Here is a 13,060-nt window from a genome sequence, read left to right on the forward strand (position 1 = left end):
GCCCTTGCCTCACTCCAGGTGCCTCCTCGGACGATGTCGATTGCACGCAACCCTCTGGCGACGCGCCTCGTCATCGCCGGATCGGCCGCCGCCGGCGCCGTCTATGCGTATCTCGCCGGCGAGGATATCAACTGGGACTGGCAGAACTATCACGACTATGCCGGCTTCGCGCTGCTGCATGGCCGCTTCGATGTCGATGTGGCGCCCGGCGGCTTTCAGAGCTTCCTCAATCCGCTGATCTACCTGCTGCCTTACGCGGTCCGCCACGGGCTCGAGGCGCCGTGGTGGGGCGTCGCACTGGGCGCGCTGCACGGCCTCAATCTCGCGCTGGTCTATTGGCTCGCGCGCGTGCTGCTCGGGCGCGCGGCTGACGCGTTCACGCTCGGCGCCGCGCTCATCATCGCCGCCCTCAGTCCGATGGCGCTGTCCGAGGTCGGCACCAGCTTCGCCGACATTCTCACGACCATTCCGATCCTCGCCGGGATCGCGCTGATCTTCGGGGAGGACGATGAGCGCGGCCGACGTTTCGTCGCCGCTGGCCTGCTGATCGGCGCGGCCACGGGATTGAAGCTCACCAATGCGACGTTTCTGGTCGGAGCGGGCGTGTCGCTGCTGCTGGTGGCGCGGCCGTGGCGCGCGATCGTCGCGTTCGGGGCCGGCAGTGCGGCCGGCGCGATCGTGACCGCGGGGCCGTGGGCGCTGAAGATGGCGCGCGACTACGGCAGCCCGCTGTTTCCATTCTACAACACGGTCTTCCGCTCGCCCGAAGCGCCGCAGATCTCGATCGCCGATACGCGCTTCATGCCGTCCGGCGTGCTCGATGCGCTCGCCTATCCGTTCTACTGGGTGATCGGCAAGCATCCCTCGTCGGAATGGCCGTTCCGCGATCCGCGTTTCGCCGTCGTGATCGTGCTGCTCATCGCGCTGATCGTCACCGGCCTATGGCAGCGGCGTGAAGTGCTGCCGCTGCGCGAGCGGCGCCTCCTGATCTTCTTCTGGCTCGGCTACGTCCTGTGGATGCTGGCCTTCTCGATCCAGCGCTATCTGATGCCGCTCGAGCTGTTGTCGGCGCCGCTGATCGTGCTGCTGCTCATCCGCCTGGTCGATGCTTGGCGTGCAGACGCTGGGCCGGTCGCGTCACCATCGCGGCGGATGACGCAGGCCGTCACGGTGATGGCCGCGCTCGGCATCGCGCTGGCGTCGCAGCCGACCGACTGGATGCGGCGGTCGTGGTCGGACCCCTATCGGCCGCAGCTCGCGGCCAACCTGCAGCGTCCGGCGACATTCCTGCTGCTGCAGAAGCCGCTCGGCTACGTCACGTCGTTCCTGCCACAGGGCTCGCGCGTCTATCAGTTGTCCGAGCTCGTGGTGCCGATCGTGCCTGGCGGCGTGCTTGACCGCCGGGTTCGCAACGGCCTGGCCAACCCGCTGCCGGGAGGCGTATGGGCGCTGTATCTGTCCAGAAGCCCGGCCGACAACCCGCCGCGGCTCGAGGTGCTCGCCGACTACGACCTCCAGATCGATGCGTCGCGTGGCTGCGAGCGCATTCCTGGCGCCGCCGGCATTGCCATCGAGGCCTGTCCGGTGATCGCGCTGCTCAAGCCCCCGTCCACGGCCGGATTGGGTGCGATCGATACGACCCAATAGGTCGTCTCAGATATGGGCGTCGCTCGACGGCCCGACATAGGCGATCCGCACCATGTTCGTGGTGCCGGGCGTGCCGAGCGGCACGCCGGCGACGATGATGACGCGCTGTCCGGCGCGGACGAACCCGTCGCGGAACGCGATCGAGCCGGCGCGCTCGACCATGTCGTCCTGGTCGCGCGCGTCCTCGGCCACCACGCAGTGCACGCCCCAGACGACCGACAAGCGGCGCCCGGTCGCCAGATTGGGCGTGATCGCGACCACCGGCGGCTTCGGCCGCTCGCGCGCGACACGGATGGCGGTGGAGCCGGACGAGGTCCAGCAGATGATCGTAGGAAGATCGAGATTTTCCGCGATCCGCCGCGCGGCCTCGGCGATCGCATCGCCCGCGGTCGATTCCGGCTCGGGACGCTGCGCCGCGATCACCGAGCGATAGACCACGTCGCGCTCGACCTCCTCGCCAATGCGGTTCATGGTCGAGACCGCCTCGACCGGGTATTTGCCGGCGGCCGACTCGGCCGACAGCATGATGGCGTCGGCGCCTTCATAGACGGCGGTGGCGACGTCGGAGACCTCGGCGCGGGTCGGCACCGGCGACTGGATCATCGATTCCAGCATCTGCGTTGCCACCACCACCGGCTTGCCGGCGCGGCGCGCCAGCCGGGTCATCTGCTTCTGCAGTCCGGGCACGCGCTCCAGCGGCAGCTCGACGCCGAGATCGCCGCGCGCCACCATCAAGGCATCGGAGACATCGATGATGTCGTTGAGCCGGTCGATCGCCTGCGGCTTCTCGATCTTGGACATCACCGCGGCGCGGCCGCGGATGATCTTCTTGGCTTCCAGCACGTCGTCTGCACGCTGCACGAAGGACAGCGCGATCCAGTCGATGCCGACGTTCAAGGCTGCATCGAGGTCGGCGCGGTCCTTCGGCGTCATCGCCGAGACCGGCAGGTCGGTGTCCGGCAGGCTCACGCCCTTGCGGTCGGACATCCTGCCGCCGATCACGACCCGGGTGACGGCGCGGGTCGGCGAGGTCTCCTCGGCGATCAGCCGCACCTTGCCGTCATCCAGCAGCAGCGCATGTCCCGGCTGCAGGGCGGCCAGGATTTCCGGATGCGGCAGGTGGACCCGCGTCACATCGCCCGGCGTCTTGTCCGAATCGAGCACGAAGCTCTGGCCGTTGTTGAGCTGAACCGGGCCCTCGGCGAAGGTGCCGAGCCTGAGCTTCGGGCCCTGGAGGTCGACCAGAATGCCGATCGGGCGGCCGTAGCTCGCCTCCACGCTGCGGATCGTGGCCACCAGCTCCCGCAACTTGTCGTGCGAGGTGTGGCTCATGTTGATCCTGAAGATGTCGGCTCCGGCCTCGAACAGCTTGCGAATCATCGTGCTGTCCGAGGAGGCGGGACCGAGCGTGGCGAGGATCTTGATGCGTCGCAGCCGCCTCATGGCTTGGGTGCTTGCCCTGGCGGCAGGGCCGGCGCGGCCGCCGGCGGCGTGCCCTGCGGCCCATTCGGCAGACCGGGGACGTTGCCTCCGGGCCCGAGCGTGCCCGGGATACCCGGAACGCGCTGCTGCGCCGGCTGCTCATTGGCCTCCGTGAGCTGCACGGTCCAGGCACGCTGGTCGCCGGTGTCGACCTCGAAGAAGCCGGTGCGGTCGAAGCCTCGGGCCAGGCAATTGTCGGTGCCCTTGATGGTGAATTCCTTGTCACGCGAGCACATGAAGGCCTGTCCCGACCATTCACCGCCGCGGTCATAGTCCAGCGCATAGATGTAATAATAGCGCGCCACCAGCGTGCCCTTGAGCAGCGTCTCGCAGCTGCGTGACGACACGTTCCACCAGCCTTCCGTGGTCCAGCCTTCGGCGTCCTTGTAGCCGAGGGCGATCCCGACCCGGCTGGAGGTGTTGTTGCAGAGCCGAAAATCGGCGGCCGCCGGGGACGACCACAGGCAGAGCGCGGCCAACCCAAGCAGCGAAAGCAGTCCGTAACCGGGGCGGAAGGGATTGCGATGCAAGAGAGAGGAGATTTTCGGGATCATTGCGCGACGCTATATCAACCGTTGAACGATGTCGCTGGGCTTGGCTGCGGCCATCAACGCCATGACGATCTCGTGCGAAGCCGCTGCGATCCAGCGCCTCGCTCCTCCTGACGGTGCTGCGATATGGCCAAATCTGCGACGAAGCCTCATTATATAGCAGACATCCGTCACGGCGCGGAACAGGGAACAAAGAGATGACGATGGACAGCACCACCCGGACCGAGCTCGAAGCCGCCGCCTTTCGCCGGCTCGTCGAGCATCTGCGGACCAGAACCGACGTTCAGAACATCGATCTGATGAACCTGGCAGGCTTCTGCCGCAACTGCCTCTCCAACTGGCTGAAGGACGCCGCCGACGCCCAGGGGGCGCCAATGACCAGGGACGAGAGCCGCGAGGCGGTCTATGGCATGCCCTACGAGCAATGGAAGGCGAAGTACCAGCGCGAGGCGAGCGCCGAGCAGCACGAAGCGTTCAAGAAGGCGCATCCGGGCCACTGAATCCGGAACGAGCGCGCAGGAGACGCGCTGTGTTGCCCTGCGCGCGCGAGTCCAGACTTGGCAGGGGCTTCGAACGGCGAATCGGGTGCTGCGCGCGATGGCGACGAAACACAAGTGGCGCGGGCGGCTTGCGCGGGCTTGACGCTGCGCAGGCCAACAAGATGTGGGCGCTCTGTGGATGAGGTCGATGTCGCCTTGACGCAGGGCACGCCAGATTTGAGGGTTCGCGGCGAACACGCAGCGCCCTTTGGCGCCTTCCTTGGACACAGAGTTCCACTCAGGAGTATCAGATGGCCACCTCCGCCGCCGCGAAGGACGACGACTCGCCCGCGACCCGCTTTGCCGTAGACCAGCTCAAGTCGATCATCGAGCGGATCGAGCGTCTCGAGGAGGAGAAGAAGGCGATCTCCGAAGACATCAAGGACGTCTACGCCGAGAGCAAGGGCAATGGCTTCGACGTCAAGGCGCTGCGCACGATCATCCGGCTGCGCAAGCAGGACCCGAACGAGCGCCAGGAAGAGGAAAGCATCCTCGAGACCTATATGCAGGCGCTCGGAATGATCTGAGCAGCCGGCCTCGCTCACCAGCAGGAGACCTCCGCCGGCCCCTGACGGGGCATTCGCTTTCTCGCGATTCGGCTCGGCGCGCCGGCGGCATGCGCGTGCTGCGGCGATCGACGCCGCACTCCAAACGCGTCAATGCTGAGGAGAACGACGAAGCCGGCCGCCTCGGCGTCAGCGCAAGGCTGCGGCGCGCATGGCGAAGGATTTGGTTTCGAGCTTGATGATCGCCGGCCCTGTGAACTGGTCATAGCTCAGTCCCGGCGTCGGCTCGGCGGCGAAGCTCATCGTCAGCGCGACCTGCGGCTTGACGAAATAGCTGCGCATCACGGTGAGGTCGACCTCGCCCATTTTCGTCACGGACATCGATGACGATGCGCTCGGCGTCAGCATGATGGCCCGCATCCAGGTCGAATCGGGGCCCTTGGCCGCGGAGATTCGCGTCGCCATCGTGATGGCGCCGTCCTGACCTTGCCCGTTCTTCGCGGCCACCGGGGCGGGCTCCGGCGCCGGCGTGACGCTGCGGGTCGCCGGGCGGGAGTTTCGCACCGGGATGGCGGTCGTGGAGGCGGCATTGGCGCGATCGAGCGGAGAGGAGGCCGGGGGCGCGAAGGCCATGGCCTGCATCAGGCTCGCCGTCTGTTGCTGATCGATCGACGACAGCGCACGGCGCGCCGTGATCGCGGCAACCTGCTCGGGGGTTGCCTGCTTCGGCGTCCCAGGATTGTCACCCCAGAAGCCGCGCGAATTGATGATGTCGGCGACGCTCTGCGGCGCGCCGTCCCTGGATTTGCTGCCGACAGCGCCCGTCGTTTCGGACTTCGTCTCGGGCCTGGTCGCCACGGGCTGAGCGGCAGATTGCGCATCCGCGGAGGCCAACTGCAGCGCATTGGCGATCTTGCCACGCGCGGTGGCGGCTTTGCTGTCCACCGCTCGCTCGGCGGTCCGGCTGTCCTTGTCGGAGCTCTTGTCAGCCGGCTTGGCGGCGAGTGCCGCGGTTTGGACCGGTTTGGCGTCGGCCTTGCTCTCGCTCTCGCCAGACTCGTCGTCATCCTCGCTCGGACGACCGCGGAACAGCCGTGCAAACAGGTTGGGGCGGCTGGACGACGCGTCATCGCCATTGCCGCGTTTCTCGATCTCGGCCTTCGCCAGCTCATAGCCCTTGAGCGGAACGCCGTTGCTCGGCACGTGAACGGTCTTTCCGTCCGGGAAGACGCGGGCAAGCTGGTCAGCCGTCATCCGCGGCCAGTGCCGGATGTTGCCGGTGTCGAGGTGCACGAAAGGCGAGCCGGAGGTCGGATAGAAGCCGACACCGCCGCGCTGCAGGCGCAGGCCGGCGAAGCGGATCTGCTCCAGCGGCACATTGGGAATGTAGAAATCCATCGCGTGGCCCAGCATGTGCTGGCTGTGCCGCGCCACACCGGAATGCGCCGAGCGACGGCGCAGCATCGAATTGGTGGCGGGCGACCGGTACGACGAGATGATCTGGATCGGCTGCTTGGCGTCGACGTCGCGATAGACTTCCCAGAGGATGTCGAACAGGCGGCGGTCCATGACCGTCTCGTCCTGGGTACGCCAGTCGCGGAGGAAGTGATTGAGCTTCTTCAGCGCGTCTTCGTCATAGCGGCCCTCGCGCTTGAAGGTGACCGTCAGGTCCTCGCCGGAATGGGTGTGGTGGAAGGAGAGGGTGTGGGTTTCATTCAGCGCCGCTGCGTCATGCACCGAGCCGGCGCCGATGAGCAGCAGCAGCGCCGCCAGCCCGCATTGGCATCCAGCCTTCCAACCCGCCCTCGTGAGCGAAACAGATTGGCGCGCGAAAACAGACAGCAAGATGCAGCCCACCCCGTCGACGAGCGTTTACTCGATTACCCTCTTGCGGCCCGTCCGGCGGAAGAGAGAGGAAACGCTTACCTAAGGCGGGATGGTTAAGGGATACTGACCGGCCCGCCCCCCAATTACCCTTAACATATACTCTTGAGTGTGGCGAAAAAGAGCCATCGAATCTTGGTTGATCCTTGTGGTTAACCTAAAGCAAAGGCCCCGCCGATCGGCGAGGCCTTTGATCTCCAAACGGAAATTGTGACCGTGATTGGCGGCCTGATCAGCGGGTGAATACCCGCCGGGCAGGACGGCCGACCGGCGCCGGCGGCGTCGGCGGGCCACCGCCACCGAACAGACGCTCGAAGAAGTTCGGGCCAGAGGAGAAGCTGTTGTCGCTGAGGCTGACCGAGTTCGGCAGCGCCCCCTTCGGACGCGCGTAGCTGGGTTGGGCGTGGGCGACGACGTTCTCGAGATCCTTGCCGCGGTTGTTCTTCAGGATCGCGATCATGGTGGCGTCGCGGCCATAGATGTCCTTGCGGAATTGCAGCTTGCCGGCATCGTCGACGAAGGCGGTCTGGTAGGTGATGTTGACCGGGATCGGCGTCGGGAATTTCAGGTCGATCTCGCTCCGGCCGTACATGCTGCGGATGCGCTCTGGCGTGTAGCGCTCGTTCGGCATGGTGATGTTGAGCAGCACCGACGCGTACTGATCCGGATACTGCACGCGCATGCAGCCGTGGCTGAAGGCGCGCTCGTCACGGGCGAACAGGTTCTTGTCCGGCGTGTCGTGCTGATAGACCAGGAACTTGTTCGGGAAGTTGAAGCGGATGCGGCCGAGCGCGTTGGCCTCGCCCGGCGGCTGCGAGATGTGGATCGAGCCGTCGCGCGCGCGCTCCAGCCGCAGGCCCATGCGGTCCAGCACGGTCGGGTCCTGCTGCAGCGCCGGCAGATACTCGTTGTAGATGATCGACGGCGGCACGTTCCAGGTCGGATTGACCGTGATGAACTTCATCGTCTCGCTGAGCAGCGGCGTCGCATGCTGCCCGGGCTTGCCGGTCACCACGCGGGTGGTCCACACCTGCGCGCCGTGCTGCATCACCTTCAGCGTGTAGTCGGGAATGTTGAGGATCACATAGGCGTCGCCGATCGCAGGCGCGCCGAGGTCGCGCGGCAACCAGCGCCAGCGCTCCATGTTGACGAGGACCGTATCGATCTGCTTGTCACGCTTGGGCGTGTTCAGCGCCTTCACGGTGCGGTCGTCGAGCACCCCGGTCGGCTTGAGGTCGACACTCTCCTGGAACTTGCGGACGGCGGCGGCGACCTTGGCGTCGTAGCGGATGTCGTCGGCATTCTCGGTGAGACCGAGCTTGGCGCGCAGCTTGGGCACGCGCGGGTCGGACATCTGCGCCTCGGCTTCCTGCGCATTCTTGCCGCGGGCCGGGGTGTATTTCAGCGGCTGGCCTTCGTCGATGATGACGGGCGCGCCGTCGGTGACGCCGCGCAGCTCGGCAAGCTTGGCCTTCAAGAGCTTGTAGAGCCGGTGCGGCGGGTTGTAGCTCTCCAGCGCCGCGGAGGCGTCCTTGGCGCCGGTGACGTTGGCCAGCACCTCGTTCGGGTCGATCGGGTGCTCGGGATACTGGATGTCCGCCGAGACCTGCGACCAGTGCATGCGGCCGCTCTGCGCCTGGCGGGCGTAGTCCATCATGCTCTCGGTGAGCCTGAGATCGGCCTCCGCCAGTGCGTCCGGTGCGGAGGCTGCGGCCGCGAAGTCCGGCACCGGATAGTCGCCGGGATTGAGGCCATCGGCCGCTGCATCCTTGAGACGGGCGATGACGCCCTTCGCGGCGGCCGTCAGGTTGCCGCCCTGGGTCCAGATCGGCGCGTAGTCGCGGCCGGTGTAGAATTTCTCGACGGCGGCGCGTTCGGCCTTGCGGTCGAAATACCTTGTCGCCTTGGTCGCCATCAGGTCGCGCAGACGGTCGGCAACCGGCTGATCGGCGGCGGGAACGGTGCTGGCGGCCTTGACCGGCTCTGGGACTGTCGCGGTCGCAGGGGCTGCTGCAGGCGGCGTGGCGATGGTCTTGGCGGGATCGGCCGCAGGCGCCGCGGCAGAGTCGAGCGGCTTGGTCGTCGTCTCCGGCGCCTTGGCCGGGTCGGGCGACACGGTGGCGGTGGTGTCGAGTTTGAAGTCGCTGGCGGTCGGTGGCGGCACGTTGGCCGGCTCGGGGAACGGGATCGCAGCATCGATGGCGAGCTCGGCCGCGCTGCTGCGGGGCGGATCGCTCTGGGCGAAAGCAGAGGTCGAGGACACCGCGAGGAAGGTCGCCGCGACAGCCATGAGCACGCGGTCATATCCGCCACGGGTGGTCACACAATCTCGCATCGTCAATCCCTCGGATGATCTGTCCCGGCTGGAACAGGTGTAACAAGGTCGATCTGCCAGCTTCGGCGTCGGTACCGCCGGTGAGGATGGTTCACGTCTGCACGCAATGATTCACGCCCAAACGATACTCAAGCCCCACTTCTGCGGCCAGCGCCACACGGGACAACTCACGACAAACTGACTCTTGGGAAACCCCGGCCAAACCGATCGTGCGTTTGTGCCACGCGTTATTTCCTTTGTCTGTCACCGCAAGGCAACGGTTCAGATGTTCCAGTGTTGCCAAGACTTGCGGCCTTTTTCGGACGACAGCCGAGCGCGACCATGGTGAGGATCCGAGCGGCTCAGCCGAGCGGCGGGCTTTCCGTCGCGGGCGTCTCGCCATTGGCTTCGTCGAGCTTGCGGTAGAGCGTCGAGCGTCCGATTTTGAGGCGGCGCGCCACCTCAGACATCTGGCCGCGGTAATGGGCGATGGCGAAACGGATGATCTCATGCTCCATCTCCTCGAGCGGCCGCACCTCGCCGCTTGCGGTGAGCAGCGGCAGGAACCCATGCGAGGGCAGGGGGGCAATGGGGACTTCACTCCCCGGCACCATCGCAGGCAGGGGAGGAACGGGCCGCTCCACGGTGAGGGCCGGCGCAGGCTCCACCGGCGGCGCGTGGGTGGGAATCAGCGGAAAATCGGCAACGCCGAGCTGGTCGCTCTCGCCCATGACGACGGCGCGGTAGACCGCGTTTTCCAGCTGGCGGATATTGCCGGGCCAGTCGAGCTTGGTCAGATAGGCGACGGCCTCGCCGGTGATGCCCGAAATGGCGCGGTTCTCCTCAGCCGCAAACCGCGCGAGGAAATGCCGCAACAGATGCGGGATGTCCTCGCGGCGGGTGCGCAGCGGCGGAACGGTGAGCGGCAGCACATGCAGCCGGTAGAAGAGATCCTCGCGGAAGTGGCCTTCCTTGACGCGGTCTAGCAGCCTGCGATTGGTCGCCGATATGATGCGCACGTCGACCTTGACCGGCTTGCGGCCGCCGACGGCTTCCACGGCGCCCTCCTGCAGGGCGCGCAGCAGCTTGACCTGGGCGGTGAGCGGCAGCTCCGAGACCTCGTCGAGGAACAGCGTGCCGCCATGGGCTTCGACGAACTTGCCCATGTGACGCTCGGTCGCGCCGGTGAATGCGCCCTTCTCGTGGCCGAACAGGATCGATTCCACCAGATTGTCCGGGATCGCGCCGCAATTGACGGCGACGAACGGCTTCGTCTTGCGCTCGCTGGTGCCGTGGATCGCGCGGGCGAACAGCTCCTTGCCGACGCCCGATTCGCCTTCGATCAGCACGGGAATCGACGAAGCCGCGGCCTTCTCCGCGATGCGCAGGATCGGCGCCATCGCCTCGGCGCGGGTGATGATGTCCGCGAAGGTCAGGCGCCCCTCGCGGCTGTGCCGGATGCGCTGCAATTCGCCCTTCAGGGCCGAGGTATTGAGCGCATTGCGCAGGGAGACCTGGAGCCGCTCGATGCCGACCGGCTTGACGACGAAATCCTGCGCGCCGGCGCGCATCGCGGAGATCACGTTGTCGATGCCGCCATGCGCGGTCTGCACGATCACGGGTATCGAGATCCCCGTCTCGCGCATCTTGGAGAGCACGCCCATGCCGTCGAGGCCGGGCATCACGAGGTCGAGCACGATGGCGTCGATGGGGCCGGCATCAGGATTCGTCAGCTTCTCGATGACGGCGTCGCCGGTCTCGACGACGACCGCCTCGTAGCCGCATTTCTGCACCATGTTCTCCACCAGCCGGCGCTGGACCGGATCATCATCGGCAATCAAAATGCTGGCAGCCATGGCTTTCCTTGCACGCTACGACTATCTGTCTCGAATCGGGGCACTCTCGCCGACGCCGATTAACGCAACCTTAAACCTCGCTGATCGGGATAAACGTTCGAACAACAGGTTACCCATCCGATGACCTCGCGCGCCTCTTCTGCCCTTCGCAAGCCGACCAAAGCTGCTCCTCCGCCCAAAACCGCGTCAAAGACTGCCAAGGCCAAGCCGGCCAAGAAGTCCGTCGTCAAGACTCCGTCGAAGCAGGCAGCCGCCAAGACCAAGCGTGGCGCGACGGCCAAATCGTCTGCAAAGCCGGCGAAGAAGGTGGTCGCGGCCAAGACGGGGATCGGGACGCTGCCCGAATGGAATCTCGGCGATCTTTATATGGGCATCGACGCGCCGGAGATCGCTCACGATCTCGCGAAGATGGATGCCGAATGCGTCGCGTTTGAGACCGACTACAAGGGCAAGCTTGCCGAGCATGTGGCGCGCGAAGACGGTGGCGAATGGCTCGCAGAAGCCGTGCGGCGCTACGAGGCGATCGACGACCTCGCCGGACGGCTCGGCTCCTTCGCGGGTCTCGCGCATGCCGGCGACAGCGTCGATCCTGCGATCTCGAAATTCTACGGCGACATCTCGGAGCGCCTGACGGCCGCGTCGACGCACCTGCTGTTCTTTCCGCTCGAGCTCAACCGCATCGACGATGCCGTGATCGCGCGCGCGATAGAGACGCCCGCGCTCGGTCACTACCGGCCATGGATCGAGGATCTGCGCAAGGACAAGCCGTACCAGCTCGAGGATCGCGTGGAGCAGCTGTTCCACGAGAAGTCGCAGACCGGCTATTCGGCTTGGAACCGGCTGTTCGACCAGACCATCGCCGGTCTACGGTTTCAAGTCGGTGGCAAGGAGCTTGCGATCGAGCCGACGCTGAATTTCCTGCAGGACCGTGACGGCGCCAAGCGGAAGGCCGCCGCCGAGGCGCTGGCCAAGACCTTCAAGGCCAATGAGCGAACCTTCGCGCTGATCACCAATACGCTCGCCAAGGACAAGGACATCTCCGACCGCTGGCGCGGCTTCCAGGACGTTGCGGATTCGCGCCATCTCAACAATCGCGTCGAGCGCGAGGTGGTCGATGCGCTGGTGGCCTCGGTGCGCGCGGCCTATCCGAAGCTGTCGCATCGCTACTATCAGCTCAAGGCGCGCTGGTTCAAAAAGAAGAAGCTCGCGCATTGGGACCGCAACGCGCCGCTGCCCTTCGCCGCCAATGCCACCATCGCCTGGCCCGAGGCCAAGAACATGGTGCTGACGGCGTATCGCGGCTTCTCGCCCGAGATGGCCGACATCGCCCAGCGCTTCTTCGACCAGAGCTGGATCGATGCGCCGGTGCGGCCGGGCAAGGCGCCGGGCGCGTTCTCGCATCCGACCACGCCCTCGGCGCATCCCTATGTGCTGATGAACTACCAGGGCAAGCCACGCGACGTCATGACGCTCGCGCATGAGCTCGGTCATGGCGTGCACCAGGTGCTGGCAGCGAAGAACGGTGCGCTGATGGCGCCGACGCCGCTGACGCTGGCCGAGACCGCGAGCGTGTTCGGCGAGATGCTGACCTTCAGGCGCCTGCTGTCCGAGACCAAGGACGCGAGGCAGCGCCAGGCGCTGCTCGCCGGCAAGGTCGAGGACATGATCAACACGGTGGTGCGGCAGATCGCGTTCTATTCGTTCGAGCGTGCTGTCCACACCGAGCGCAAGAACGGCGAACTGACCGCGGAGCGGCTGGGACAGATCTGGCTGTCGGTGCAGACCGAGAGCCTCGGCGAGGCGATCGAGATCAAGCCGGGCTACGAGAACTTCTGGATGTACATCCCGCACTTCATCCATTCGCCGTTCTACGTCTACGCCTATGCCTTCGGGGACTGCCTCGTGAACTCGCTCTACGCCGTCTACGAGCATGCCGCCGAGGGGTTCGCCGAGCGCTATCTGGCGATGCTCGCGGCCGGCGGCACCAAGCACTATTCGGAGCTGCTCGCCCCGTTCGGGCTGGACGCCAAGGACCCCAGGTTCTGGGACGGTGGTCTCTCGGTCATCGCCGGGATGATCGACGAGCTGGAGCGGATGGGGTAGGGGCGTATAACATGTGTTGAACGGGTCGAAGAGGCGCGCCGGCGAGGTCAGCGAGGCCAGCCTGACACGCTGGATCCGTGATAATTGGCCCTGCCAATAGGGCGATCGGAAAAGGTGATAAAACTGCCTTGCATGCCAGCCGTTGCCCTTGCATCGGCTTTGGGGTATGCGACCTTAA

At 66.0% G+C, this 13,060-nt stretch carries 9 protein-coding genes; 4 read left to right on the forward strand and 5 right to left on the reverse strand.

Annotated elements, in window-relative coordinates; genetic code table 11:
• Positions 1–33 precede the first annotated feature (33 nt).
• On the forward strand, positions 34–1,647 hold the full coding sequence (locus QX048_RS22010; RefSeq protein ID WP_315826701.1) for a glycosyltransferase family 87 protein: 1,614 nt from the start codon (positions 34–36) through the stop codon (positions 1,645–1,647).
• Between the two features lie 6 nt (positions 1,648–1,653).
• Here QX048_RS22010 and pyk read toward each other — a convergent pair whose 3' ends face one another.
• Complete coding sequence (gene pyk, locus QX048_RS22015; protein ID WP_315753929.1) at positions 1,654–3,090, reverse strand: pyruvate kinase; 1,437 nt, start codon at positions 3,088–3,090, stop codon at positions 1,654–1,656.
• Positions 3,087–3,683: a DUF1036 domain-containing protein gene (locus tag QX048_RS22020; protein WP_315717570.1), complete on the reverse strand. Its 597-nt coding sequence runs from the start codon at positions 3,681–3,683 to the stop codon at positions 3,087–3,089. Before QX048_RS22020 ends, pyk begins: the two co-directional genes overlap by 4 nt.
• Before the next feature lie 194 nt (positions 3,684–3,877).
• Here QX048_RS22020 and QX048_RS22025 point away from each other — a divergent pair, with 194 nt between their 5' ends.
• Together QX048_RS22025 and QX048_RS22030 are read left to right on the forward strand one after the other, a co-directional pair.
• Positions 3,878–4,180, forward strand: a complete 303-nt coding sequence (locus QX048_RS22025; RefSeq protein WP_315717569.1) for a DUF1244 domain-containing protein — start codon at positions 3,878–3,880, stop codon at positions 4,178–4,180.
• A 290-nt stretch (positions 4,181–4,470) separates the two neighbouring features.
• A complete protein-coding gene (locus QX048_RS22030; RefSeq protein ID WP_008961835.1) occupies positions 4,471–4,746 on the forward strand; it encodes a DUF2312 domain-containing protein in 276 nt (91 codons plus the stop codon).
• A gap of 168 nt (positions 4,747–4,914) precedes the next feature.
• Here QX048_RS22030 and QX048_RS22035 read toward each other — a convergent pair whose 3' ends face one another.
• The 3 genes from QX048_RS22035 to QX048_RS22045 form a co-directional block, all read right to left on the reverse strand.
• Positions 4,915–6,570, reverse strand: a complete 1,656-nt coding sequence (locus tag QX048_RS22035) for a DUF882 domain-containing protein (protein ID WP_315826702.1) — start codon at positions 6,568–6,570, stop codon at positions 4,915–4,917.
• A gap of 271 nt (positions 6,571–6,841) precedes the next feature.
• A complete protein-coding gene (locus QX048_RS22040; RefSeq protein WP_315826750.1) occupies positions 6,842–8,899 on the reverse strand; it encodes a murein L,D-transpeptidase in 2,058 nt (685 codons plus the stop codon).
• A 386-nt stretch (positions 8,900–9,285) separates the two neighbouring features.
• On the reverse strand, positions 9,286–10,779 hold the full coding sequence (locus tag QX048_RS22045; RefSeq protein WP_315717567.1) for a sigma-54 dependent transcriptional regulator: 1,494 nt from the start codon (positions 10,777–10,779) through the stop codon (positions 9,286–9,288).
• 120 nt (positions 10,780–10,899) lie between these two features.
• Here QX048_RS22045 and QX048_RS22050 point away from each other — a divergent pair, with 120 nt between their 5' ends.
• Complete coding sequence (locus QX048_RS22050; RefSeq protein WP_315826703.1) at positions 10,900–12,882, forward strand: M3 family oligoendopeptidase; 1,983 nt, start codon at positions 10,900–10,902, stop codon at positions 12,880–12,882.
• Positions 12,883–13,060 lie beyond the last annotated feature (178 nt).

Origin of the sequence: Bradyrhizobium sp. SZCCHNS30572, from assembly GCF_032484415.1 — a bacterium.
GTDB lineage: Bacteria > Pseudomonadota > Alphaproteobacteria > Rhizobiales > Xanthobacteraceae > Bradyrhizobium.